Origin of the sequence: Bradyrhizobium sp. Leaf396 (assembly GCF_001424605.1) — a bacterium.
Taxonomy (GTDB): Bacteria; Pseudomonadota; Alphaproteobacteria; order Rhizobiales; family Xanthobacteraceae; genus Bradyrhizobium; species Bradyrhizobium japonicum_C.
The window spans coordinates 198,792-223,435 of the sequence record NZ_LMQJ01000014.1 but is presented as its reverse complement, the minus strand read 5'-3'; the positions used below and the strand labels follow the sequence as shown (position 1 = coordinate 223,435).

Below are 24,644 nucleotides of genomic sequence, written 5' to 3'. Positions count from 1 at the left end.
AAGGATTCTATAACCGGACAAGGCTCCATTCCGCACTCGGATATATCCCCCCGATCGAGATGGAGCTAAAAGCCGCTTAACCCGTCCACTTTATCGGGGGAAGATCAGTCCGGGTCACGCCCGGGCATGACGGCAGAGAGAGAGAGAGGGAGAGAGAGAGAGAGAGAGAGAGCGGGCTCACCCCTTCTTCGGCACTACGCGGAACGTGCCGCTGGCACGTGCGATCACGGCATCGTCCGCTCTTACCAAGCACTGCGCGAAGCAGATCGTGGAGCCGGTCTTGAGCGCCTCACCCTTCACCGCAAGCCATTGGCCGATCTCGGCCGCGCCGACAAAGTCGACCGAGAGCGAGATCGTGACGAACGACGTGGTCCAGCCCGTCGCCTGTGCGCAGCTATAGCCCATGGCGGCATCGGCCAGCGCTGCGATCAGGCCGCCATGGATCAGCCCCCGCGCGTTGGTGTGCGGCGTCGCCAGCCGCAATCCCACGGTGACACCCTTGTCCGTCTTCTGCGAATAGAGCGGCTCCCATGGGTCGGTAAGCGGCGCCTTGCGGAAATGCGGCTCGAAGCCGGCGGGGATGTTGGGGGTGGTCATGACTGTCTCGCGTTGCTGTGTCGCCAGCATTGAACGCGATGAACGTGACGGATGCATCAATTACAAAGTTTCAAACGGCATTTGCGCGGACGTTTGAAACGGGCCACGCCCGTCATTGCGAGGAGCTCTTGCGACGAAGCAATCCTGGCTGTCTCGCGGAGGGATTCTGGATTGCTTCGCCGAGCCTCTCATCGGGCTGCGCTCTGTGCGGACCCGCTGGCTCGCAATGACGGTGTGGCAACGCAGATGTCATAGGATGGACAGAGCGAAGCGTGCCCACCAACTTCTCGATGGTGCAAGATGGTGGCCACGGCGCTGTGCGCCCCGCCCTACGGCAGTGCGCGGGGCATGACAGCTGTGATCAAAACGGCAGTCCCACGTAATTCTCCGACAGCGACGTCATGGCGGCCTTGGACTGCGTGACGTAATCGAGCTCGGCGAGCTGAATACGCGCTCCGATGGTACCGGTGTCGGGGAATTTGTGCAGCATCGAGGTCATCCACCAGGAGAATCGCACGGCCTTCCAGACGCGCGCCAGCGCCTTGGCAGAATAGGCGTCGATGCCGGAGCTGGATCTCTCATCGTAGAATTCGCGCAGCGCGCTCGACAAATAATGCGCATCGCTGGCCGCGAGGTTCAACCCCTTGGCGCCGGTCGGCGGCACGATATGGGCGGCATCGCCGCACAGGAACATTCTGCCGATGCGCATCGGCTCGGCGACGAAGCTTCGCAAGGGCGCGATGCTCTTCTCGATCGAGGGGCCGGTGACGAGGCTGTCGGCCGCCTTCTGGTCGAGCCGACGCTTCAATTCGTCCCAGAAGCGGTCGTCCGGCCATTGGTCGACATGGTCGTCGAGCGAGCATTGCACATAATAGCGGCTGCGCTTGGTCGAGCGCATGGTGCACAGCGCAAAGCCGCGGGCGTGGTTGGAGTAGATCAGTTCGTGACTGACCGGCGGGGTATCGGAAAGAATGCCGAGCCAGCCGAACGGATAGATCCGCTCGAACTCCTCGATCGCATTGGCCCGGACGCTGGCGCGGCTGACGCCGTGAAAGCCGTCGCAGCCGGCAATGAAGTCGCAATCGATCGTGTGGGTGACGCCGTCCTTGACGTAGGTCACGCGCGGGTGACTGCCGTCGAAATCGTGCGGCTGCACGTCCCTGGCCTCATAGACCGAAACGAGACCGGCAGCCTTGCGCGCATTCATCAGGTCGAGGGTGACTTCGGTCTGGCCGTAGATCATCACGGTCTTGCCGGTCGCGCCCTTCATGTCGATGCGGTGACGCCGGCCTGAGAACGCAAGCTCGATGCCTTCATGCACCAAACCTTCGGCATGAGCCCGCGCGCCGGCGCGGACCTGATCGAGCAGCGCGACGGTTCCCTCCTCCAGAAGACCGGCGCGGATGCGACCGAGCACGTAATCCGGGCTCTGCCGCTCCAGGATGACGTTGTCGATGCCATATGTGTGCAGCAGTTGCCCAAGCAACAATCCGGCCGGCCCTGCCCCGATGATTGCGACTTTTGTCCGCAATACTTGCTCCTCCCGATCCTGTAGGCTTTCACCGCGACCTGCTTGTGGTGCCGGTCGGCAGGCGATAATTATATCATATAACGTTTGCAAAAGGGGAGCGGTCGTCGCCCGGCAGCGACAAATGCGTGCAACACGGCTGACGTAGATGGATGGTGCGACAGGACACGCGCCACTTCCGGCTTGAACACGCCGGCCAATTAGATAACATGTTAATTAACGAGACCGGGCCATCGAAAGCCCGCAGTCGAAAACAGGGAGAGACGCGTGATGAGGAAAGCCTGTCTGGCATTGCTGCTGGCAGCAAGCGTGAGCCCCGCGCTCGCGCAGGACAAGACCTTCGACTTGAAGATCTCGCATTGGGTGCCGGCCTCGCACCCGCTGCAGAAATCGCTGGAGGACTGGGCCGCCGCGGTCGAGAAGGATTCCGGCGGCACCATCAAGAGCAAGGTGTTTCCGGCCCAGCAGCTCGGCAAGGCCTTCGACCATTACGACATGGCGCGCGACGGCATCGCCGACGTCACCTACGTCAACCCCGGCTACCAGCCCGGCCGCTTCCCGATCATTGGCGCGGGCGAGCTGCCATTCCTGATCTCGGATGCCAAGGGCGGCTCGATGGGGCTGGATGCCTGGTACCGCAAGTATGCCGAAAAGGAGATGAAGGACGTCAAATACTGCCTCGCCTTCGTCCACTCGCCCTCCTCTTTCCATTCGCGTAGCAAGAAGATCGTCAACCCTGAGGACGTGAAGGGCATGAAGATCCGCCCAGCGCACGCCACGATGGCGAACTTCGTCACGTCGCTCGGCGGCACCAACGTGCAGTCCTCGGCGCCGGAGGTGCGCGACATCATCGAGCGCGGCGTCGCCGACGGCGTCACCTTCCCCTGGGGCTCCCTGGTGCTGTTCGGAATCGACAAGGTGACCAAGTACGACATGGAGGCGCCGCTCTACACCACGACCTTCGTGTTCGTGATCAACAAGGACAAGTACAATGCGATGTCCGACAAGCAGAAAGCCGCGATCGACAAGAACTGCTCGGTCGAAACGGCTGGTGCGGTGGGCGAGCATTGGGGCAAGTTCGAGGATGCCGGCATCGCCAAGGTGAAGGCGGAATCCGGCCACGAGGTCTACAAGCTGACGGCCGAGCAGACTGCCGCCTGGAAGAAGGCCGCAGAGCCGCTGGTCAAGACCTGGAGCGACGGCGCCAAGAAGGCCGGCGCCGATCCGGACGCGGCGCTCGCGGATCTCAAGGCATCGCTGAAGAAGTACAACGCACTGGCGGAGTAACTTCACGCGCTGCGGCGTACTCGCTGCACCTCTCCCGCTTGCGGGAGAGGTGGGTGCGTCCTGGCGATTCAGAGCATCGTCCCGCGCGCCGGGTTCTCGATTGCGCAGACACCATCCCCAACCTTCCCCCCGCAAGCGGGGGAGGGATCGCGGCTCCATCGCAGGCACATCTCGCACTCGTCGGAAGGACTCTTTCCCCATGAAGCGCTCCTGGATGGACCGCATCATCGATTCGATCGAATGGATCGCAGCCGGCTTCGTCGGCATCGTCGCGCTGGACATCTTCCTGTCGGTGCTGCTCCGCAACACGATGAACTATTCGATCCCGGACAGTTTCGACATCGGCCGCATGTTGCTCGGCATCCTGATTTTCTGGGGCATCGCCGCAACCTCCTATCGGGGTACCCACATCACTGTGGACCTGGTCTGGGCCAATGTCGGCCCGCGCTACCAGCGCATGATCGACGTGTTCGCGACCCTGGTGCTGCTCTTCGTCGTGACGGTGCAGACCTGGACGCTGTTCGACAAGGTCCGGCTGACCTACAACGACAATGTGCAGACCTTCGACCTGCACATGCCGACATGGCCGTTCTTCCTCGTCGCCTGGATCGGCGACGTCTGCGCCGTGCTGCTGATCGCGATCCGTACGTACCGGTTGATCTTCCATCCCGAAGACATGCATGAACCCAAGATCAAGGTGACGGAGTGACCATGAGTACCGACGCCGTCGCCGTCCTCGGCTTCATCTCCCTGTTCGCCTTGATGCTGTTGCGCGTGCCGGTCGGCATGGCCATGGGCCTCGTCGGCGTGTGCGGCTTCAGCTATCTCGTCGGCTCGACACCGGCCCTCAAGATGGTCGGACAGGTCACCATGCGGACGGTGACCGACTACACTTTCGGCGTTATTCCGATGTTCCTGCTGATGGGCTCCTTCGTCAGCAATTCCGGCATGAGCCGCGAGCTGTTCCGCGCCGCCAACGGCTTCGTCGGCCATCTGCGCGGCGGACTCGGCATCGCAACCGTAGGCGCCTGCGGCGGCTTTGCCGCGATCTGCGGCTCCTCAGTCGCGACCGCCGCGACCTTCTCCGCGGTCGCCTATCCCGAGATGCGGCGCTTCGGCTATCCGCAGTCCTTTGCCACGGGCGTGATCGCGGCCGGCGGCACGTTGGGCGCGATGCTGCCGCCCTCCACCGTGCTCGCCGTCTACGGCATCATCACCGAGCAGGACATCGGAAAGCTCTTCATCGCCGGCATCATCCCGGGCTTGCTCGCGATGACCATGTACATGCTCACGATCTTCCTGATCGGCTATTTCCGACCCGACTTCCTGCCCAAGGGCAAGGTCACGCCGTGGCGCGAGCGCTTCGCCGGATTGAAGGACATCTGGGCCCCGGTCCTGCTGTTTCTGTTCGTGATCGGAGGCCTCTACGGTCTGCCCTTCCTGCCGCGTTTCACCCCGACGGAGGCTGGCGGCGTCGGGGCCGCCGGCGCCTTCATCATCGGCGTGCTGACGGGCCGCCTCGACCGCGAGAAGGTGCTGGCCTCGCTGCTGCAGGCAACGCGCACCGCGGCCGCCGTGTTCACCGTGCTGATCGGCGCGCTGATCTTCGGCTATTTCCTCACGGTGACGCAGACGCCGCAGAAGGTCACGGAGTTCCTCACCGGCCTTGGCCTTGGGCCCTACGGCGTGCTGGGGCTGATCTTGGTGATGTATCTCGTGCTCGGCTGCCTGATGGACGCAATGGCGATGATCATCCTGACCGTGCCGATCATCTTCCCCGTCATCATCCATCTCGGCTTTGACCCGATCTGGTTCGGCATCATCATCGTCATGACCGTCGAGCTCGGCCTGATCACTCCGCCGGTGGGCATGAACGTGTTCGTCATAAAAAGCGTGGTGAAGGACGTCTCCTTCTCCACCATCTTCAAGGGCGTGAGCCCATTCGTGGCAACGGACCTCGTGCGCCTCGTGATCCTGATCGCCTTTCCGCTGCTGGCGATCTGGTTGCCGACGCGGATGATGGCGCATTGAGAGGTGAAGCGATGACCACACCGACGCTGCAAACCAAATACGTCTTCACCATCACCGCCCGCATCGGCGACGTCGTCACCGCCGGCGAGACCGGAATCGGCGTTCGCCGCATCATCCCGATCATCGGCGGCGAGGTGAAAGGCGCGATCGCCGGCAAGGTTCTGCCGTTCGGCGCGGACTTCCAGACCATCCGCCCCAACGAGCTGATCGATCTCGAAGCGAAATACGCCTTCGAGACCGACGACGGCGCCGTCATCTATGTCGAGAACAAGGGCATGCGCTTCGGGCCCGTAGAGCTCCTGCAGAAGCTCAAGCGCGGCGAGCCGGTCGATCCCAAGCTGATCTATTTCCGCACCGTGCCGAAGTTCGAGACCGGGCATGAGAAGTATCGCTGGCTGATGGAGCACATCTTCGTCGGCTCGGCCGCGCGTCATGCGGATCGGGTGGTGATCGACGTTCATCAGGTAATGTGAGAGCTGTCCGCCCGTCATCGCGAGCGCAGCGAAGCAATCCAGAGTCTTTCCGGCGAGGCATTCCGGGATGCTTCGCGGCGCCTGTCATCGGGCCGCGCTTCGCGCGGACCCGTTGGCTCGCAACGACGGAACATGCAGCAGCATGTGCGCTGCCCAGCGCATTCCTGACATGCCGCCTCGCCGGTCGGACGCCAGGGCGGCTCTCCATAGGATGGGATATCCCGCGCCGCCCCTCCTTGACTCCCCCGGAATTCGTTATACAACATAACTATTCTGATAAGGACGCAAATGACACAGGGAAACGCCGAGACCGCCAGCGCGGGCGCCTCCGGGCTCTTGAAGATCGAGAGGGCGGACCGGGTTCTGACCGTGGGTCTGAACCGGCCGGCGAAGCGCAATGCGCTCAACGACGGCATCATCCTGGAAATCGGCGAGTGTTTTGCGTCCCTGCCCGACGACGTCGGCGCAGTCGTCATCCACGGCATCGGCGATCATTTCTCCAGTGGCCTCGACCTGTCCGAGCTGACCGAGCACGACGCCACGGGCGGCCTGCTGCATTCCCAGATGTGGCACCGGGTATTCGACCGCATTCAGTACAGCCGCGTGCCCGTGATCGCGGCGCTGCGAGGGGCGGTGATCGGCGGTGGGCTGGAGCTGGCCTGTGCGGCGCATATCCGCGTCGCCGAACCTTCGACCTATTTCGCGCTGCCGGAAGGGCAACGCGGCATCTTCGTCGGCGGCGGCGGCTCGGTGCGGCTGCCGCGCCTGATCGGCGTCGCCAGAATGATGGACATGATGCTGACCGGCCGCGTCTACAGCGCGACCGAAGGCGCGTCCTACGGCTTCGCGCAATATTTGACGGAAGCCGGCAACGCGCTTCCCAAGGCGATGGAACTCGCGACCAAGGTCGCCTCCAACGCGCCGCTGACGAATTTCGCCGTGCTCCAGGCACTGCCGATGATCGCGGAGGCCAATCCGCAAACCGGTCTGCTGATGGAATCGCTGATGGCGACGGTGGCGCAGAGCGACAAGGAGGCCAAGCGCCGGATCCGCGAATTCCTCGAGCACAAGACCGCAAAGGTGAAGCCGAAGTCATGAGTGCGCAGCCGTCCTCTTCCAGCATGGAACGCGGCGCGAGCACTTTCCCGCTGCGGCCGATCTCGTTCGGCGATCCCGCCGTCGACATCGAGCGCCGCGACGACGGCACGATCTATCTCAGGCCGAAGCAGCCGCTCGGCGACTATCCCGTCCGCATCACCGAGCGCCTGCATCATTGGGCCATTACCACGCCGGACCGCGTCTTCATGGCCGAGCGCGAAGGTGGCCGCGGCTGGCGCAAGATAACCTACGCCGAGCTGCTCATCGCGAGCCGGCACATCGCCTCGGGCCTGATCGCACGCGGATTGTCCGCAGAGCGCCCGGTCGTCATTCTCTCCGGCAATTCGATCGACCATGCGCTGCTCGCCTTCGGCGCGTTCTATGCGGGCGTGCCGTTCTGCCCGGTATCGCCGGCCTATTCGCTGGTGTCGAAGGATTACGGCAAGCTGTCCTACCTGATGAAGCTGCTGACGCCCGGCCTCGTCTTCGCCGAGGATGCCGACAAGTTCGCCGATGCGCTCACGGCCAACGTCTCACTCGGCACCGAGATAGCCGCATCCTATGGCCACGTGCATGGCCGGGACGTCACTTCGCTCGCGGACCTGATGGCGACGCCGATCCGCACCGATCTCGACGAGGTCCATGGCAGGATCGGCCCCGACACCATCGCGAAATTCCTGCTGACCTCGGGCTCGACCGGCAATCCCAAGGCGGTCATCAACACCCAACGCATGATCTGCGCCAACCAGGTGATGCTGCGCGAGACGCTCGCCTTTCTCAAGGACGAGCCGCCCGTCATCATCGACTGGCTACCCTGGAATCACACCTTTGGCGGCAACCACAATATCGGGCTGACGCTCTACAACGGCGGCTCGATGTATCTGGATGCCGGCAAGCCGATGCCCGGCGGCATCGAGGAGACCGTGCGCAATCTCCAGGAGATCTCGCCGACGGTGTATTTCAACGTGCCAAAGGGCTACGAATCTCTGCTGCCTTACTTGCGCGACGACCAGGGCCTGCGCGCAAAGTTCTTCGACCGGCTGCACGCGATGTTCTTCTCGGGCGCGGCGCTGTCGCCGTTCGTCTGGAACAGCCTCGACGAGCTCGCGGTGAAGGAAAAGGGCTACCGCGTGCCGATGCTGACGGGCCTCGGGGCCACCGAGACCGCGCCGTTCTTCATGTCGGTCAATCCGCGCACCAGCCGCTCCGGCCATGTCGGCCTGCCGGTCTCGGGCAACGACGCCAAGCTGGTGCCGAACAATGGCAAGCTGGAAGTCCGCTGCAAGGGGCCGAACGTCATGCCCGGCTACTGGCGCCAGCCCGACATCACCGCAAAATCCTTCGACGAGGAAGGCTTCTACAAACTCGGCGATGCGCTGAAGCCGGCCGATCCTGATGATCTCAATGCCGGCTTCGACTTCGACGGCCGCGTCAGCGAGGATTTCAAGCTGGCGAGCGGCACCTGGGTCAGCGTCGGCCCCCTGCGCGCGCGTTTCGTTGCGGCCTGTGCACCGCTGGTGCGCGACGTCGTGATCGCCGGCATCAACCGCGACGAGGTCTCCGCGCTGGTCGTGCTCGATCTCGATGGCTGCCGGCTGATCAACCCGACGCTGCCGATCAACGACCTCGTCGTCGCCACGCGCGACCGCCTGGTGCGCGAGGCCTTCCGCGAACGGCTGACGCGTTTCCTCAGCCAGGCCACGGGCTCCTCGACACGGATCACGCGCGCGATCCTGATGGACACGCCGCTCTCGATCGACAAGGGCGAAGTCACCGACAAGGGCTCGATCAACCAGCGCGCCGTTCTCGAGCATCGCACCGAGCTGATCGAGGAGCTCTATGCTGCCAATCCGTCGAACCGTGTGATATCGGTCGGCTAGAATTCATCGCCAAAGGAGAACGCCATGTTGTTGAAGGATCAGGCAGCCATCGTGACCGGCGGCGCATCGGGACTGGGTGCAGCGACTGCGCGAAAGCTCGCGGCCCAGGGGGCCAAGGTCGCCGTGTGCGACCTCAACACCAAGCTTGCGGAAACGGTCGCGGCGGAGATCAAGGGTGTCGCCGTGACCTGCGACGTCTCCGATGCGGCCTCCGCCGAAGCCGCGATCGCGCAAGCGACGAAGGCCCATGGCCCGGCCCGCGTGCTGGTCAATTGCGCCGGCATCGGCGTTGCCAAGCGCGTGGTCGGTCGCGACGGCCCGATGGCACTCGCCGATTTCGACAAGGTGATCAAGGTCAACCTGATCGGCAGCTTCAACATGCTGCGCCTTGCCGCGACCGAGATGTCCAAGCTGGAGCCGCAGGCGACCGGCGAGCGCGGCGTCATCATCAACACCGCTTCCGTCGCCGCCTATGACGGCCAGATCGGCCAGTCCGCCTATTCGGCCTCCAAGGGCGGCATCGTCGGCATGACCCTGCCGATCGCGCGCGAGCTCGCGCAATTCGGCATCCGCGTGCTGACCATCGCCCCCGGCCTGTTCCTGACGCCCCTGCTCGCGAACCTGCCGCAGGAAGCCCAGGACTCGCTTGCCGCCGCAATCCCCTTCCCGCGCCGTCTCGGCAATGCCGACGAGTTCGCCGCGCTCGCGCTGCACATGGTCGAGAACGCCTATCTGAACGGCGAAGTGGTGCGCCTCGACGGCTCGCTGCGCATGGCGCCGAAGTAAGTTAAATGAGCCGATCGCAACAGGCCAGGATCCTACCTCTCCCATTGGGAGAGGTGTGGCACAGCGCTAGTGGATAGATGAAGCATGTTCGTGAACCGGCGCGAGGTCCAGATTCAGTGGGGCGACTGCGACCCCGCCAATATCGTCTATTACCCGCGCTATTTCGCGATGTTCGATGATTCGACCTCGACCCTGTTCGAGGTCGCCGGCTTCTCCAAGCAGGATCTGGTCCGCAAATACGGCCTGGTGGGCATTCCCATGGTCGACACGCGGGCCAAGTTCTACATCCCCTCGACCTATGGCGACTGGATCACCATCGAGACCAGGATCGAGAGCATCAAGCGCTCGAGCTTCGAGGTGAAGCACAACGTCTACAAGGGCGAGGCGCTGGCGATCGAGGGTTTCGAGACCCGCGTGCTGGTCGGCCGCGATCCCGTTAACCCAGACAAGCTGAAATCGGCACCATTCCCGGCGGAAATGGTAGCCAAATTCACGGGGAGTTAAAGTCTGGAGCTAAATCGCCGCATCACCAAAAGAGGGGGCTGAATTACCCCCCGATTTCTGCTTTCAAAGAAACACGTCAAGGGAGGAATAGATGAAACGTTTTTATTTGACCGCTGCCATCACTGCGGCCGCGCTGGCGCTGCCGGCCCTGCCCGCGCTGGCCCAGACCAGCGAAGTCACCATCGGCATCACCACCGCTACGACCGGGCCGGGCGCGGCGCTCGGCATTCCCGAGCGCAACGCGCTGGAATTCGTACCAAAGGAGATCGGCGGCGTGCCGCTGAAGGTGATCGTGCTCGACGACGGCGGCGATCCCACCACCGCCACCACCAACGCGCGCCGCTTCGTCACCGAATCCAAGGCTGACATCATCATGGGCTCGGCGCTGACGCCGCCGACCATCGCCGTGTCCAACGTCGCCAACGAAGCCGGCATCCCGCATTTCGGCCTTGCGCCGTTCCCGATCACGCCCGAGCGCATGAAGTGGTCGGTGGCGATGCCGCAGCCGATCCCGATCGTCGGCAAGGTGCTGTACGACCACATGAAGTCCAAAGGCGTGAAGACGCTCGGCTATATCGGCTATTCCGATTCCTATGGCGATCTCTGGTTCAACGACCTCAAGGCGCAGGCCGTGCCCATGGGCATGACCATCGTCGACGAGGAGCGCTTTGCCCGTCCCGACACCTCGGTGACCGGACAGGTGCTCAAGCTCGTCGCCGCCAATCCCGACGCGATCCTGGTCGGCGCCTCCGGCACCGCGGCCGCGCTGCCGCAGACCGAGTTGCGCGAACGCGGTTACAAGGGGCTGATCTACCAGACCCACGGCGCCGCCAGCATGGACTTCATCCGCATCGCCGGCAAAGCGGCGGAAGGTGTCCTGATGGCCTCGGGCCCCGTCATGGCCCCCGAGGAACAACCGGATAGCGCGCTGACCAAGAAGCCCGGCCTCGCGCTGAACTCGGCCTACGAGGCCAAGTACGGCCCGAACAGCCGCAGCCAGTTCGCCGGCCATTCCTACGATGCGTTCGAGATCCTCAAGCGCATCATTCCGGTGGCGTTGAAGACGGCCAAGCCCGGCACGCCTGAGTTCCGCGAAGCCATCCGCCAGGCGCTGCTGACGGAGAAGGAATTGGCCGCAAGCCAGGGCGTCTACAACTTCACCGAGAAGGACCGCTATGGCCTCGACCAGCGCTCGCGCATCCTGCTCACGGTGAAGGACGGCAAGTACACGCTGGTGAAGTAAGCGCAGAGAGAGCGTTGAGATGATCAAGAGCCGGCCCAATGGGCCGGCTCTTTTGCTTGGGGAGCTGAGCGCAAGCTGCTGCCACGGTGGCTTCGGCGCCCCCACTCCCGAGCGTGCTGATACGCACGAGCTCACGCCGCCTGCCGCAGCGGGGTCCACGCAAACTCCGGATAGTAGTCGTCCATCATGCGGTCGACATAGGCGGTGAGGTTCGGAAATGCCTCGGTGCGTTCGCGCAAGGCCGATTCGAAGAACGGCGTCAGGATGCCGGCGAGCGCGCCGAAGGCGGTTGCGTCGACACCGCAGGGCTTTTTGCCCATCAGGTACGCCTTGTCGCCGAGCTGAACCGACAGCGCGAACAGCGAGCGGACCGCGAGATCGACGTCGTCATCGGGCCCATGGCGGCCGAGCCCGGAGAGCAGATAGTTCTCGGCGACGCGGAATTGCGCATCCTCCCGCAGCTTCTCGCGATTGTGCTCCGGCGCGCCGTCGAAGAAGTGCGCAGGCCCCTTGGCGAAATTCACCGGATCGACCCAGCGGGCGCCGACCAGCGCCCAATAGACGTGATGCTCGATCATGCGCTCGAACGCCCAGGCCTGCGCGCGCTCCTGCAACGAGAGCCCGGCGTCGAAATCGAAGCCGTAGCGGCGTTCGATATGGGCGCGGATGAAGGTGGAATCGGCCACCGCCTCGCCGCCGTCGTCGATGAAGGGCAGCTGCCCCTTGGGCGAAGCTGGCGGCATCGCCCGCTCCTTACGGTAAGGCAGCCCTGCCATCTTGAGCTGCACCTCCGTCTTGGTGACGAAGGGGCTGATTTCCGGCAGGCCGAAGCCGGCGCCGAAGCCGTAAAGCGTGATCATGCGAGCTCTCCTGAACCTCGAACGAGTTGAAGGAACCTAGCGGCGGGCTGCTGCCACCATGGTGGCAGCAGCCATGATATCTTCTGCGAAGCGGGCTCCCCGCCAGGCGCGGCCCATCAAGTGGCGGACCAGCGCGTCGGCAACCCGGACCAGCGGGCGTATCACGGCGCTTGCGAGGGCAAACCGGAGGTCGACGGCCACGAGATCGAGCGAAACGAGGCGGCCGAACACCGCTGCGGACCACGCCTGTGCCCGCAGCATCGGAACGGCCGGGCCGAAATGGGTTGGAATGATCATGGACAAATCCCCTTCAGTCGATGAGTTGTCCGGGTATAGAACTCCCCTGCTGCCAACATCCTGTCAGCAGCCGCGCTCCGCGTGCTGAAAGAGCACCGAGAAAATGGGCACAAGAGACCTGTCATGAGACGCGCCGACCGGCTGTTTCAAATCATTCAGGTGCTGAGGCGCACGCGCAAGCCGCTGACGGCGGACGCGATCGCGGCCGAGCTTGAGACCTCCAAGCGCACCATCTACCGCGACATCGCAACCCTGATCGGTCAACGCGTACCGATCCGCGGTGAAGCCGGCATGGGTTACATCCTGGAAAAGGGTTTTGACCTCCCGCCGCTCATGCTGACACCCGACGAGATCGAGGCGGCGGTGCTGGGCGCGCAATGGGTCGCGGGCCATGCCGACTCCGCGCTGGCACGCGCGGCCGAAGACTTGATGGCCAAGATCGCCGACACGGTCCCAGAACGCCTGCGGCCTTTCGTGCTGGAGCCGGCGAGCCGGGCGCGGCCGAGCTGGAACAGAGAGCCGGACCGCCTGGACATGGTGCGCACCCGCACCCAAATTCACGAAGGCAAGAAGATCATGCTTCGCTATCGTGACGAGCACGGCCGCCCCAGCGAGCGCATGATCTGGCCGATCTCCGTCGGCTATCTCGAAGCCGTGCGCCTGTTGGCGGCCTGGTGCGAGCTGCGCGGCGACTTCCGCAGCTTCCGCACCGATCGCGTGGTCGAGGCGACCTATCTCGACGAGAAATACCCGGAGCGGCGCGACGTGCTGCGCGCAAGATGGCGGCAGAGTCTGGTCTGGGGTCCGCCGAAGGACACTTGAGGATGATGCAAGAGACCGACCTGTCGAGCTGCTGCCAGGGTTGCGGCGCCTGCTGCGGCTATTCGCAGAACTGGCCGCGCTTCTCGATCGAGAGCGACGAGGAGCTTGCGGCGATTCCCGAAACGCTGGTCAACGCGCGTCAGTCCGGCATGCGCTGCGAGGGGGATCGCTGCTCGGCCCTGCAGGGAAAGATCGGAGAGATGACGACCTGCGGCATCTATGAACTGCGGCCAGAGGTCTGCCGCACCTGCATGCCGGGCGACGCCGAATGCGCGATGGCGCGGCGGAAGTTCGGCCTGCCGATCATAGAGGCCGCCTAGGCGGGAACGGCTTCGCTGGTCTCGTCGTCGAGCTCGTCATCGAGTGGTGCGAGCACCGAAAGCGGCTTGGTCGACAGCGTGATCGGCTTGCGCCCGCCCGAGAGCGACGGCGAGGATTTCGCCGAGCTTTCGCGCGACAGCGCGTAGAGCGTCGAGCCAACGCGGCCGCCGTTCTCGATCAGGTCACGCTCGCTGCAGCTTGCTGCAATCGCGACCGCCAGCGAATGCAAATGACTGCGGCGGTAGCAAAACAGCGCCAGCCTGGCACGCGCGTCAGGGGAAACACTCTCAACCAGCCTCGGCAGGCCACTCTCGCTGGCGCGATACATCTCGCCAAGGAGCTCGTCGCGGACCGGACAGGAATCGCCTTCAAAGGTGTCGCGGCTTGCAAACATTGCGGTTCTCCCTCATGGCGAAGATGCAGCGTAATTCTCTAACGAAAGGTTAACCACGCCCCCCGGTAGTCGCCGGGGGTGCTTGCGCCATGGCTGCGAATCGGAGGCGTATTGATGCTTGCCCGTCATTCCGCGGCGCGCGAGGCGAAAACCGGAAATCTCGAGATTCCGCGCCCGGCGCTGCGGACCGCCCCGGAGTGACGGATGCGAGCAGTCAGTTCGCCGCCATGAAGATGGAGAGGCCGAAGCCGGTCAGGTGATGCAGCGCCTGGTCGACGCCGATCAGGGTCCAGAACCAGGGATGCGCGAGGTCGACACCGAAATTGGCGGAGACGAATCCCTTGGCGCGGTCGATCGTGATGTGGATCGCGAAGTCAATGAAGGCCACGAACCAGAATCTCGGTGCGACGATCAGGATGAGGGGCAGCGCGACGGCGAGGTGGACGAGACAGTGCACCAGAAGCGGCAGGGCCCAGCCGTGCTTCTGGTCCTTGCCGTGCGCCATCCACGCGGTCTGGAGCACGAAATCGGCGATGATGTGCTTGAAGGTGAGCAGCAACATCCAGCCAATGAGCGCTTCAACCGGAATCGCCGATGACATGGGTGGAAACGACAAGCTGACGCCCTCATTGACGTGACGAGAAGAATTGGAGCGTTCAGCGCAACTTCTTCCCTGACCCGCCAAATCGCCGGGACGCGTGATTTATGACATCTCCCGCGGCGGAATGCAGCCGGGGGGAACCGGAAAATCGCCAACTGTGGCTAACTGGTGATACGATGGCCAATCGCCGCGGCCGCCTCCAGTAAGGTTACCTCCGGCTCGAAATTTGCATCCCGTTACCTTCGCGCTATCATCAGCGAAGAATATCGTTCTTTTTTCAGCCGTTTACGAATTTCAGGGCTCCCCATCGCGGGTGCCGACATCCGAATAAGGCCAGAGTGCTGCCATGGGTACTGAAGGCCCCATCTCATCGCTGACCGAACCTCCGCCCCGTCGCCCGAAGGTGATCAAGACCAATCAGCAGCAGGTCTTCCTCTACGTCGTGCTGACCCTGCTGTTGTCGTTCGCCACCGTCTGGGCTGGCCGCTCCTTACTGCACAATTCGGAAACGCTGACCTTTGCCGTCGGCGCTCCCAACGGTGACGAGGCGCTGTTCGCGGCCAAGCTGGCCACCGTGGTGCAGAACAACGCTTCGCGCTTGCGGATCAAGGTCGTCAACAACGCAGACAATGCCAAGGCGCTCGTGCAGTTCGACCGCAAGCAGGCCGACCTCGCCGTCCTGCGCACCGACGCCAAGATCCCGCTGCGCGCACGCACGCTCGCGATTCTCGAGCATGATCTCGTCCTCCTGTTCGGTCCCGGCAACAAGAAGATCAAGTCGTTGGCGGAGCTGAAGAAGAAGAAGGTCGCGGTGGTCTCCGACAACGAATCCTCGCTCGCCTTCGTCCGCAGCATCCTCGACGTCGCCGACGGACCCGATGCCACGAGGATCCAATTGGCACCGCAGGGCGCAACGCTCGACAAGTTGTTCGCCCCGGCAAACGGCTTTGGCGCGGTGATCGCCATCGTCCACGCGTCGCGGGCGGTGCGGGACAAATCGTATGAGCAGGCCGCCAAGCGCGGCGGCTTCACGCTCAACGCCATCGACGAAGCCAAGACGCTGGCGCGTAAATTCCCCGGCATATCCGACGAGACGCTGACGGCAGGCACGGTATCGGCGTCCCCGCAGATTCCCAACGACGATCTCGATACGATCGGGCTCGAATGGCTGCTGGTCGCGCAGTCCAGGATGTCGCCGACCACGGCAGGCGAGCTCGCCCGCATTGTCTACGAAAACAAGTCGGCGCTCGGGCTCGACAACGGCTTCGCCACCAGGATCGAACCGGCCTCCGTCGAGAAGGACGCCTTCGTGATCGCGCATCGGGGCGCAGCCGACTACATCAACGACGACACGAAGACCTTCGTGGACAAGTACAGCGACCTGATGTATCTGGGCGCCGCCGCGCTCAGCGTCATCGGCTCGATCTTCGCAGCGATCTACGCCAAGATCACCCGCATCGCCCCCGAGAAGGCCAGCGAGCTCTCCACCGCCATCCTCGACATCGGCGAGCGGATCGAGCACGCCCACTCGCTCGACCAGCTCGAATGTCTCCAGGACGAGTTGGAGGCCATCCTGCGCGGCGCGGTGATCGGCCTCAGGGACGGCACGATCAGCACCGACGGGCTCGACACCTTCAAGCTCGGGTACGAGTTCGTCCGCGACGAGATCAGCATGCGCCGCGACTATTTGAAGCGTCATGCCGGCGAAGCCGAAAAGCCGGCGCGCGATGGCGGCGCGCCCCCATCGGACGACAGCAATGTGGTGGTGGTGAAGACCGCCCATAGCGCCTGACCAGCCGGGGACCTGCCCCGTCAGGCCAGCGTCCGGCCGACTTCTATCCCCCGCAGAATCAACGCCGGGTGCCTTGGAACCGTCGCATTGCGCAACCGTTGGTTTCCGGTTGCAACCAGAGAACGCGCATGCGTGCACTCCTCATCATCCTCCTTCTGGCAATGCTGGCGGCCGCCGGCTACTTCGCCTATTCCGCAATGGTGGGCGAAGGTGAGCCGATTCCGACGGAAGGCTACGTGGCGCTGGCGCTGGGCGCGGGGTTTTCCGTCATCGTCGGAGTCGGGCTGATGGTGCTGCTGTTCTTCAGCAGCCGCCGCGGCTATGACGAGCCGCCACATTTCAGGTAGGCATTCCGCGAACGGCAGCGGCCGGGGATCGGCGCAGCGGCGCCAATGCAGCCGCCTGCGTCCGTCGTTGACGGCTTGCGTCCAGGCGGGCACTTATGGCGCCGACAATGGAGACAAGAATGTCGGACACAGCGGACGCGGCGACAGGCCCGCTGCTCGAAATCATCGGCGCACGCGCCACCATCCGCCTCAATCGACCCCAACACCTCAACCGGCTTCAGGCGGAGGATCTCGGCGAACTGACAAGACTGTTCGACCGGATCGAGACCGATCCTGATATTCGCGTGCTGGTGCTGACCGGCACCGGGCGGGCCTTCTCCGCGGGTTACGACCTCAATTCGGTGGCGGAGCGCGCGGTCAGTGCGAACGAGCAGCAGAGCGCGGGTTCCGCTTTCGAGGTGGTCGTCAACCGGCTCGAGGATCTCGGCGTACCAACCATCTGCCGTCTCAACGGCGGTGTCTATGGCGGCTCGACCGACCTCGCGCTCGCCTGCGATTTCCGCATCGGCGTCGATACCGCGGAGATGTTCATGCCGGCGGCGCGGCTTGGGCTGCATTATTACCCGAGCGGCATCAAACGCTACGTGAGCCGGCTCGGCCTGGACAGTGCGAAGAAGCTGTTCCTGACCGCGCAGAAGATCAGCGCGCCGGAAATGCTGCGCATCGGCTATCTCACGGCCATGGTGCCGTTGGAATCTCTGGACGAGGAGGTCGACAAGCTCGCTGCCATCCTCGCCGGCAACGCCCCGCAGGCGATGCGCGGCATGAAGCGCGCGATCAACGAGTTCGCCCGTGGCGAGCTCGATGAGCGAGCCGCCGACCAGCGTCACCGCGACAGCATGCGCGGCGACGAGATCAAGGAAGGCATCAAGGCGTTTGCCGAGAAGAGAGCGCCTCGGTTTTGAGTCGAACAGGAGTGCCACGCCCTCGCTATCGTCCCGGCGAAGGCCGCGATCCATAGTCACAAGGGCTCGTCTTCGCGAGGGCCGGTAGGTCCGATTGTTCGCAAAAACTATTGTTGCGGCGTATCGGTCCCGGCCTTCGCCGGGACGACTCTGTAGCTGAGATGCGTTCTACCCACCTGCCGCCTTGGCATGCTGCGCCGCCATCTCCGCGTCCTCCGCATTGATGCGCTGGAACGCCGGCCGCGCCGTCATGCGGTCGGCGTAGCGGACGAACACGTCCTTCTTGGGCACGATGCCGAACATCATGGTCCAGCTGAACGCGACGCCCCACAACACGTCGGCGGCGGTCATTCGCTCGCCGAGCAGATACGGCCCCTTCGACAGCTGCGCCTCGAGCGCAGCCAGCATGGTGTCGTAGTCCGCGTAGGGCGACTGCGTGACCGGCGCCGGCTCGCGCTGCATGAACTTGTCGATCAGCGCCGGCTCGAACGATGACCCGTAATAGGCGATCCAGCGCAGATACGGGCCGCGCAGCGGATCGTTCAGCGCCGGCGTGAGGCCTGCCTGCGGATACAGGTCGGCGAGATGGATGGTGATGGCGACCTGCTCGGTCACCAGCGCCTCGCCGTGGCGGATCGCCGGCACCTTTCCGAGCGGATTGATGGCGAGGTAGGCGGGCTCGCGCTGCTGGCCGGCCTTCATGTTGAGAACGTGGAGATCGTAGGGAGCCCCCAGCTCCTCCAGCAGGATCCGTGTGCCGGTGGCCCGCGTCTGCGGCGAATAGTACAGCGTGATGCGGTTTGGATCGGTCATGGCGGGACTCCCATCTGGCCTTTTGGCGACGACGCAGCTTGTAGCGGACCATACCTGACATCTTGTGTCAGGTATGGTTTAAGGAACCATGCGCGCGAGCCGGATGCTGTCGATCCTCACCACTCTCCAGGCCAGGGGCCGGGTCACCGCGCCCGAACTGGCGGACGCCTTTGAAGTCTCGGTGCGCACGATCTACCGCGACATCGATGCGCTTGCCGCGTCAGGCATTCCCGTTTACGCCGACCGCGGCGCGGACGGCGGCTATCGCCTGCTCGATGGCTATCGCGTGCGGCTGAACGGCCTGTCGCAGAGCGAGGCAGGCGCGCTGTTCCTGGCGGGATTGCCGGGCCCGGCAGCAGCGCTCGGGCTCGACGCGGCGATGCTCGCAGCGCAGAACAAGCTGATGGCCGCTCTACCCGCCAATTTGCGCGAAGACGCCGGTCGGATGCAGGGGCGTTTTCACCTGGACGCACCGACCTGGTTCGGCGAGGCGGAAAACCCAAAGCACCTGCGCGCGATCGCCGGGGCCGTGCTGCGAGACACGCTGATCAAGATCCGTTATCGGAGCTGGCGCGCGGAGAAGCAGCGCCGGATCGGGCCGCTGGGCCTCGTCCTGAAGGGCGGCAGCTGGTATCTCGCCGGCGATGTCGACGGCAGCGTGCGCACCTATCGCGTCGCGCGCGTGCTCGACTGCACGGCGCTCGACGACCGCTTCGATCGTCCCGCCGGCTTCGATCTCGCCGCCTATTGGCGGGCCGCGACGCTGCGGCTCGAGGCCGAGATGCATCCCAATGTCGCGACCGTCCGGCTGTCGCCGTTCGGCGTCAAACTGCTCGACGCGCTGAGCCAGCCTTACGTCAAGGCACGCATGCAGCTTGAAGAGACTCCCGATGCAGATGGCTGGCGCATCGCACGAGTGCCGGTCGGCAAGACCTCGTGGCACGCCGCGGCCGAATTGCTCCGGCTCGGCCCCGAGGCCGAAGTGCTGGAGCCCGCCGATCTGCGCGACAAGATGGCCGAGCTGATCAAGGCCATGGGCGTGCGCTATCGCGCGGTGCAATAAGCCCGATGGCGGCGCATTTTGCCGCAGCCCAAGAAACAATCCTGAAACACGATTCTTCCCTCGCGTCGTGAACGCATTCGAGTTTCGGCTCGACCGAGATGCAGGGACACAACAACGGCCTTAGCGCCAATGGAGAATGAAGATGTTTCGTAAGCTTGCACTTGGTCTGATCGCCGCTGCTTCGCTCGGCGTTGCCGCTCTCGCCCCCACCGCCGCTTCGGCCGGCGGCTTCCATGGTCACCCCTGGGGTCATCATCACTACTGGGGTCCCGGCTTCGGGTTCGGCGGTCTCTACGTCAACACCGGCATCAGCAATTGCTACCAGGAGCGCCTGGTCCGGACCCGTCATGGCCTGCGCGTGCGCGTCGTGAATGTCTGCGCCTACGGGATCTACTGAGCACAGCTATCGGCTGGCGCAGCCCCGGTCGCTCCGCGACCGGGGCTCGTCGTCTCAGCTCGCTAGAGCAGCGGCCGTTGCGGACGCAGCCTGCTCGTCCGCAAGAGAATTGCGCTCCAATATCCATCGTTCGGCGCGCGAACGCCGTAGCGAGGGTGCGAAGTAGTAGCCCTGGGCGACGTCGCAGCCTGCCCGACGGATGATTTCAAGCGCGTGCGAGCTCTCGACCCCCTCGGCCACGACCTTCATATTGAACGCCTTCGCAAGCGCGACGGAGGCATCGACGATCTTCATCATGTCGTCATCGGCTTCGCAACCTTTGATGAAGGATTGGTCGATCTTGAGTTCGCTGAACGGCAGTCGCGCCAGGGCAGCCAGCGACGAATAGCCGGTGCCGAAATCGTCGATAGCGGTGCCGATCTTCTTCAGCCGCAGACGCACCAGAATGTCGTTGGCACGGTCGACGTCGGCCATTGCGGTGGTCTCGGTGATCTCGACCGTCAGCGAGGACGGAGGCACGCCCTCCTGGCGCAGGATCGCCTCGATCCGTTCCGGCAAGGTCAGATCCGACATCAATGAACCCGAGATATTGACGGCGATGGTGAAACCGGGATTGCGCTCGATCAGCTTGCGGCCCTGCGACATCGCCGATGAGAGTATGCAATCGGTCACCTCGCCCATGAGCCCAGCCTCTTCGGCGATCGGAATGAAGACCATGGGCGAGACCATGCCGAACTCGGCGGTACGCCAGCGCGCGAGGGCTTCCGCGCCGACGACTCTCCCGGTCTGAAGGGCGATTTTGGGCTGATACTCCACGAAGAACTCGCGCTCGGCGAGCCCACGCGCAATCCTGTCCCGCGTGATCCGAGGCGCTGGCGAGGCCGACGCCGCAGCCAGCGGCAAGCGCCGCGGCAATTCGAGTGCACAGCGCAGGCGGTTGAGATCGAGCGGCTTGGTCAGACATCCGCCGAGCGACAGCTTCAGTCCTGTGGCAACCCGGCGCGTTGCCTTCATGATGCGATCGTCGCAACCGCTGATGATCACGATCGACATCGCGCGGAGATCCCGCTCGGCGACGAACCGCAACAGCTCCACGCCGTCCCGCTCGCCGAGCGACAGGTCCAATGCCATGATGTCGAAGGCTTCGCGCGCCAGAAGCTCGATTGCAGCCTCGTATGAAGGAACAACGACGGAATCATAGCCGAGCTTCGAGCCGATCTTGCTGATCAGAACCCGCTGCACCAGATCATCGTCCACCACCAGAAGACGGCCTCTTGTCGCGCTCATCATCAAACTCCCGGTTGACGGCTTTCACGCTAGAGCGGCGGTCTCGCTTGGTTATGAATAGAAGACGGCTAAAACTTTCCCGATTGGAAGGGAATTGTTAGCGCTGTTTTTCGGCCATCTAAACAACTGATATCCTTGCGAAATTTTAGGTCGCTCTCGCCGCACGGAAAAACGGTATCGGGTTGACGCGTCCAATCCTCACGCCGTGATGAACGCGTAGTGAAGCTCCTTATCGGAAGCCGGCAAAACGCACGGGGAGAGCTTGCGCAACTAGCCGGTCTGCCGCTGCCGCCGAAACCAGGCCCAGGTTTCGCGCGTCGTTCTGATGTAGCCGCGACCACGATGGACGATCTCGCCATCGACGATCCCGTTCAGCCTCGGAAGCGCGTGAAAGGGAATCGATGGATAAGCGTGGTGCTCGACATGGTAGGGCATGTTCCACGCAAACCATTTGACGATCCCGCCGGTGTAGGTCGTGCGAGTGTTATGGAAGGCGCTGCGGGTCTGGTCGCAGCCGGTATGCTCGGCGTAGAGGTATGGCCGCAGGAAGAACTGCCCGATGATCAGCGGCACGATCCAGACCCAGAGCAGCAGCGCTGAGGAGAACCAGAATGAAAGCGCGAGCAGCAGGGCATAGAGCGCCAGATAGATTCGCGCCTCCGTCACGATTGTCGCGCGCTTGCTCTCGGGGATCCACGGCACGGTGACCTTGCCGGTGAGCGCATGGCCGAGCATCAGCTGCAGCCGGCCCGCGACCTGGAGCAGGCCGCTATAGGCCAGCGCAAGCTGCGTGTCGGACGTCGGCTTCACCCCGACGATCAGCTCGGGATCCCTGGCCGGATCCTGGGTGTAGCGGTGATGATCCCAGTGAAACAGGCAGTAATATTCGTAAGGCAGACCGATGATGAAGGCGGAGAGATGGCCGACGGCAAGATTGAGGCCGCGGCTCCTGAATGCGGTCTTGTGCGCGGTCTCGTGCACCGCCATGAACAGGAAGGCGACGACATAGCCCTGCACCACCATCAGGGGCAGAGCCCAGAGCACGCCCCAGCTCGAGGAAATCTTCCAGATCAGCGCGCCCATCAGCAAGATCACGCCGTAATGGCCTAGGCTCTGCGCCGCCCCCCTGAGGTTTGAGCGCACCGACAATTCGCGTAGCATGGCCGGCGTCAGCGGCTTGAGGCGATGACCAGTGTCTGGAACGGTTGCGTCGCTCATGCTGGATTTCCTGCTCTACCTGCTCAGAAGCTCGGCGATTTCGGCCTTGATGAAAGCCTGATCGCGCGGATTGTTGACGGGATTGCCGGCGCGATGGCCGTGCAGTGACGGGATCGGATGCAGCACCGCCGACCTCGCATTGACCAGCCGGCCGAGCTCATCCTCGTTGTCGCGGAGGTCGAAATAGCGATCGGTCGCGCCCGGCATCAGCAGCATGTGGGCCTTGATCGCCGCCAGGGCACGATCGAGATCACCCCCGAATGTCCGGCACCGGCTGACGTCACCATTCTGCCAGATGCCGATCTGCGCCAGGAGATCGTTGGCATCGCGCCGCGCAAAAGTCGCGTCCCACGCGCGGACGAGATAATCCTCCAGCGAAGTGAAGCCCGCCTCGCGCCAGAGCTCGTCGCGATAAAAGCCGTGCGACATCGCCCAGCCGGCGTAGACGCGACCCATGGCGCGATAGCCGGCGACGGGCCTTTCGGCGAAGCGTCCGTCGCGGAAGGCGGGATCGGCGGTGATTGCAGCCTTCACGCTTTCCAGGAAGACGTGATTGTAGGGCGCGCAGCGGGCGCTGCCGCAAACGATCGCGGCGCGCTCGACCATGTCGGGGTGCAGCGCCGCCCAGTGATAGGCCTGCATGCCGCCCATTGACCAGCCATAGACGAGGGCCAGCTTTGAGATGCCGAAGCTTTCCGTGAGCAACCGGTGCTGGACCGCAATGGCGTCGTGATAAGTCACCTCGGGAAAGGTCGCGGGCGTATTCGAAGGCGAAGATGACAGGCCATTGCCGAACAGGTTCGGGATGATGATGAAGTACCGCGTCGGATCGAGCACGCGATCGGGTCCGATCAGCCATTCGGTGTCGGTGTGCTGCGCGCTGAACGAGGTCGGGTAGAGGATGACGTTGTCCCTGGCGGGGCTCAGCGTGCCGTAGGTCTTGTAGGCGAGCTTCAGCGACGGAAAGACGGTCCCCGACCGGAGTGCGACGTGGCCGGCATCGAATATCTCGTAGTCCCGCTGTGCCGTCATGCATCCAACTCCCGCTCACGCAGCCCTGGAGCGCCGCACTTATAGCGATGCATCGATCATGCCGTACCTGCCGCGCCATTGCGGCAGATTCCATAACTGTACTTATAGTACACTTATTGATGCCCGGCAAGATAGATCCTGTCGGCGCCGCTCAGGCAATGGCGGCCAGATAACGTGCGACCGACGCAGCAAACGCCGCCTTGGCGCCGCCAGCGATGTTGCGGCCCCACCAGGCGCCGTAGATCCGATCGAACGCAAGCGGCTCGACGGCTGCCGCGACCCGCCGCACCGCAGCGGCATTGAGCGGCATGTAGTTCGGATAGGAGTACATGAAGCTGACGAAGCGCCGGTCCATCGTCACCTGCGCGATATCCCCGGTGAGCAGCGCGCCCTTCCCGTCGGCGCCGTGTGCATAGTGGAGCACGGTGGCGCCGGCGAAATGGCCGCCGGTGCGCAGCAGCAGCACGTCGTCGGAAATGCGATGATGGTCACCGGTCCAATGCACGATCGCGGGATGAGGTCGCGTGACGAAGGCGCGATCGTCGGCATGCAGATAGACCGGCACGCCGCCAAACGTGTCGCTCCAGTCGGCGACCGCGCCATAATAATGCGGATGCGAGATCGCGATCGCCTTCAGCCCGCCGAGTGCTGCGACATATCGGATGGCGTCGTCGGTCGCGAGCGGAATGCAATCCCACATCACGCAGCCGTCGTTTTGAGGCACCAGCAGCGCGCGCTGCCCGATCGCAAAGCTCGGCTCCATGCCTAGTCCGGTGAGGCCAAAATCATCGCGCCCCACCAGTCGGTGCTTACGCGCGAGCTCCTCGCGCGTAAGGAAGCTTTGACCGCTCCAGCCGACGAACTGTCGCTCGTCCTCGCAGATCGGACAGGTCGTCGGGGGCATCTTGCTGTTCGGAAATTGAGCGCCGCAGGTTGCGCAGGTCCAGAGTGGCATTGCGGTGATCCATCATGAGGTTGTCGGAGCAAGGCATGAAGATGCGGTCGCCCGATAGCAAGAGCAACCGGAACCAACGCGATTGGCGCAGGTTGAGTTCTGTCCCGCCGTCC

General features: G+C 63.8%; 27 protein-coding genes. 16 read left to right on the top strand and 11 right to left on the bottom strand.

What is annotated here, in order from left to right; genetic code table 11:
- Window positions 1-177: 177 nt before the first annotated feature.
- Together ASG57_RS16730 and pobA are read right to left on the bottom strand one after the other, a co-directional pair.
- Window positions 178-597 (bottom strand): PaaI family thioesterase, encoded by a 420-nt coding sequence (locus tag ASG57_RS16730; RefSeq protein WP_024340597.1) that lies wholly within the window; start codon window positions 595-597, stop codon window positions 178-180.
- A 361-nt stretch (window positions 598-958) separates the two neighbouring features.
- On the bottom strand, window positions 959-2,128 hold the full coding sequence (pobA, locus tag ASG57_RS16725; RefSeq protein WP_024340598.1) for a 4-hydroxybenzoate 3-monooxygenase: 1,170 nt from the start codon (window positions 2,126-2,128) through the stop codon (window positions 959-961).
- A 267-nt stretch (window positions 2,129-2,395) separates the two neighbouring features.
- Between pobA and ASG57_RS16720 the strand changes: the two genes are divergently transcribed.
- The 9 genes from ASG57_RS16720 to ASG57_RS16680 all read left to right on the top strand — a co-directional run bounded on the left by ASG57_RS16720 (window position 2,396) and on the right by ASG57_RS16680 (window position 11,427).
- Window positions 2,396-3,412 (top strand): TRAP transporter substrate-binding protein, encoded by a 1,017-nt coding sequence (locus ASG57_RS16720; RefSeq protein WP_024340599.1) that lies wholly within the window; start codon window positions 2,396-2,398, stop codon window positions 3,410-3,412.
- A gap of 199 nt (window positions 3,413-3,611) precedes the next feature.
- On the top strand, window positions 3,612-4,121 hold the full coding sequence (locus tag ASG57_RS16715; RefSeq protein ID WP_024340600.1) for a TRAP transporter small permease: 510 nt from the start codon (window positions 3,612-3,614) through the stop codon (window positions 4,119-4,121).
- A gap of 2 nt (window positions 4,122-4,123) precedes the next feature.
- Window positions 4,124-5,443: a TRAP transporter large permease gene (locus tag ASG57_RS16710; RefSeq protein WP_024340601.1), complete on the top strand. Its 1,320-nt coding sequence runs from the start codon at window positions 4,124-4,126 to the stop codon at window positions 5,441-5,443.
- 11 nt (window positions 5,444-5,454) lie between these two features.
- On the top strand, window positions 5,455-5,916 hold the full coding sequence (locus ASG57_RS16705; protein ID WP_024340602.1) for a DUF3237 domain-containing protein: 462 nt from the start codon (window positions 5,455-5,457) through the stop codon (window positions 5,914-5,916).
- 288 nt (window positions 5,917-6,204) lie between these two features.
- Window positions 6,205-7,014, top strand: a complete 810-nt coding sequence (locus tag ASG57_RS16700; RefSeq protein WP_024340603.1) for a crotonase/enoyl-CoA hydratase family protein — start codon at window positions 6,205-6,207, stop codon at window positions 7,012-7,014.
- On the top strand, window positions 7,011-8,894 hold the full coding sequence (locus tag ASG57_RS16695) for a feruloyl-CoA synthase (RefSeq protein ID WP_024340604.1): 1,884 nt from the start codon (window positions 7,011-7,013) through the stop codon (window positions 8,892-8,894). The genes ASG57_RS16700 and ASG57_RS16695 overlap by 4 nt, the downstream gene beginning before the upstream one ends.
- A 24-nt stretch (window positions 8,895-8,918) precedes the next feature.
- Window positions 8,919-9,680, top strand: coding sequence for an SDR family NAD(P)-dependent oxidoreductase (locus tag ASG57_RS16690; RefSeq protein WP_024340605.1), 762 nt, complete (start codon window positions 8,919-8,921; stop codon window positions 9,678-9,680).
- A gap of 84 nt (window positions 9,681-9,764) precedes the next feature.
- Window positions 9,765-10,184 (top strand): acyl-CoA thioesterase, encoded by a 420-nt coding sequence (locus ASG57_RS16685; protein WP_024340606.1) that lies wholly within the window; start codon window positions 9,765-9,767, stop codon window positions 10,182-10,184.
- A gap of 91 nt (window positions 10,185-10,275) precedes the next feature.
- Complete coding sequence (locus tag ASG57_RS16680; RefSeq protein ID WP_024340607.1) at window positions 10,276-11,427, top strand: ABC transporter substrate-binding protein; 1,152 nt, start codon at window positions 10,276-10,278, stop codon at window positions 11,425-11,427.
- Window positions 11,428-11,558: 131 nt separating this feature from the next.
- On the opposite strand, the gene ASG57_RS16675 is transcribed toward ASG57_RS16680, so the two are convergent.
- Together ASG57_RS16675 and ASG57_RS16670 are read right to left on the bottom strand one after the other, a co-directional pair.
- Entirely contained in the window at window positions 11,559-12,287 is a 729-nt protein-coding gene (locus tag ASG57_RS16675; RefSeq protein ID WP_024340608.1) for a glutathione S-transferase family protein, read from the bottom strand.
- 36 nt (window positions 12,288-12,323) lie between these two features.
- Window positions 12,324-12,584 carry a hypothetical protein gene (locus ASG57_RS16670; RefSeq protein WP_024340609.1) on the bottom strand — a complete coding sequence of 87 codons (261 nt, stop codon included), beginning with the start codon at window positions 12,582-12,584 and terminating at the stop codon, window positions 12,324-12,326.
- Window positions 12,585-12,707: 123 nt separating this feature from the next.
- Between ASG57_RS16670 and ASG57_RS16665 the strand changes: the two genes are divergently transcribed.
- Window positions 12,708-13,406, top strand: a complete 699-nt coding sequence (locus tag ASG57_RS16665; RefSeq protein ID WP_024340610.1) for a helix-turn-helix transcriptional regulator — start codon at window positions 12,708-12,710, stop codon at window positions 13,404-13,406.
- Window positions 13,407-13,411: 5 nt separating this feature from the next.
- Complete coding sequence (locus ASG57_RS16660) at window positions 13,412-13,726, top strand: YkgJ family cysteine cluster protein (RefSeq protein ID WP_024340611.1); 315 nt, start codon at window positions 13,412-13,414, stop codon at window positions 13,724-13,726.
- On the opposite strand, the gene ASG57_RS38380 is transcribed toward ASG57_RS16660, so the two are convergent.
- Both ASG57_RS38380 and ASG57_RS16650 read right to left on the bottom strand, forming a co-directional pair.
- Window positions 13,723-14,121, bottom strand: coding sequence for a hypothetical protein (locus tag ASG57_RS38380; protein WP_024340612.1), 399 nt, complete (start codon window positions 14,119-14,121; stop codon window positions 13,723-13,725). The two genes, ASG57_RS16660 and ASG57_RS38380, sit on opposite strands and share 4 nt — an antisense overlap.
- Before the next feature lie 214 nt (window positions 14,122-14,335).
- The gene (locus ASG57_RS16650; protein ID WP_029674221.1) at window positions 14,336-14,683 is read right to left on the bottom strand and encodes a DUF3307 domain-containing protein; all 348 of its coding nucleotides are present in this window, start codon (window positions 14,681-14,683) and stop codon (window positions 14,336-14,338) included.
- Window positions 14,684-15,068: 385 nt separating this feature from the next.
- On the opposite strand from ASG57_RS16650, the gene ASG57_RS16645 reads away from it, so the two are divergent.
- From ASG57_RS16645 to ASG57_RS16635, 3 genes are all read left to right on the top strand, one after another.
- Entirely contained in the window at window positions 15,069-16,514 is a 1,446-nt protein-coding gene (locus ASG57_RS16645) for a TAXI family TRAP transporter solute-binding subunit (RefSeq protein WP_057196843.1), read from the top strand.
- Window positions 16,515-16,642: 128 nt separating this feature from the next.
- On the top strand, window positions 16,643-16,861 hold the full coding sequence (locus ASG57_RS16640; RefSeq protein ID WP_057196842.1) for a hypothetical protein: 219 nt from the start codon (window positions 16,643-16,645) through the stop codon (window positions 16,859-16,861).
- Window positions 16,862-16,980: 119 nt separating this feature from the next.
- The gene (locus ASG57_RS16635; RefSeq protein WP_024340616.1) at window positions 16,981-17,766 is read left to right on the top strand and encodes an enoyl-CoA hydratase/isomerase family protein; all 786 of its coding nucleotides are present in this window, start codon (window positions 16,981-16,983) and stop codon (window positions 17,764-17,766) included.
- A 168-nt stretch (window positions 17,767-17,934) separates the two neighbouring features.
- Here the strand turns inward: ASG57_RS16635 and ASG57_RS16630 are convergent, their stop codons facing one another.
- Window positions 17,935-18,579 carry a glutathione S-transferase family protein gene (locus ASG57_RS16630; protein ID WP_024340617.1) on the bottom strand — a complete coding sequence of 215 codons (645 nt, stop codon included), beginning with the start codon at window positions 18,577-18,579 and terminating at the stop codon, window positions 17,935-17,937.
- Between the two features lie 88 nt (window positions 18,580-18,667).
- Here ASG57_RS16630 and ASG57_RS16625 point away from each other — a divergent pair, with 88 nt between their 5' ends.
- The gene (locus ASG57_RS16625; RefSeq protein WP_028145947.1) at window positions 18,668-19,642 is read left to right on the top strand and encodes a helix-turn-helix transcriptional regulator; all 975 of its coding nucleotides are present in this window, start codon (window positions 18,668-18,670) and stop codon (window positions 19,640-19,642) included.
- A gap of 142 nt (window positions 19,643-19,784) precedes the next feature.
- Complete coding sequence (locus tag ASG57_RS16620; protein WP_024340618.1) at window positions 19,785-20,039, top strand: hypothetical protein; 255 nt, start codon at window positions 19,785-19,787, stop codon at window positions 20,037-20,039.
- A 54-nt stretch (window positions 20,040-20,093) separates the two neighbouring features.
- On the opposite strand, the gene ASG57_RS16615 is transcribed toward ASG57_RS16620, so the two are convergent.
- The 4 genes from ASG57_RS16615 to ASG57_RS16600 all read right to left on the bottom strand — a co-directional run bounded on the left by ASG57_RS16615 (window position 20,094) and on the right by ASG57_RS16600 (window position 24,531).
- A complete protein-coding gene (locus ASG57_RS16615) occupies window positions 20,094-21,326 on the bottom strand; it encodes an EAL domain-containing response regulator (RefSeq protein ID WP_162250062.1) in 1,233 nt (410 codons plus the stop codon).
- Between the two features lie 270 nt (window positions 21,327-21,596).
- Window positions 21,597-22,544, bottom strand: a complete 948-nt coding sequence (locus tag ASG57_RS16610; RefSeq protein ID WP_024340620.1) for a fatty acid desaturase — start codon at window positions 22,542-22,544, stop codon at window positions 21,597-21,599.
- Window positions 22,545-22,559: 15 nt separating this feature from the next.
- A complete protein-coding gene (locus tag ASG57_RS16605) occupies window positions 22,560-23,576 on the bottom strand; it encodes an alpha/beta fold hydrolase (protein WP_024340621.1) in 1,017 nt (338 codons plus the stop codon).
- A gap of 151 nt (window positions 23,577-23,727) precedes the next feature.
- Window positions 23,728-24,531, bottom strand: a complete 804-nt coding sequence (locus tag ASG57_RS16600) for an MBL fold metallo-hydrolase (protein WP_024340622.1) — start codon at window positions 24,529-24,531, stop codon at window positions 23,728-23,730.
- Between the last annotated feature and the right edge of the window lie 113 nt (window positions 24,532-24,644).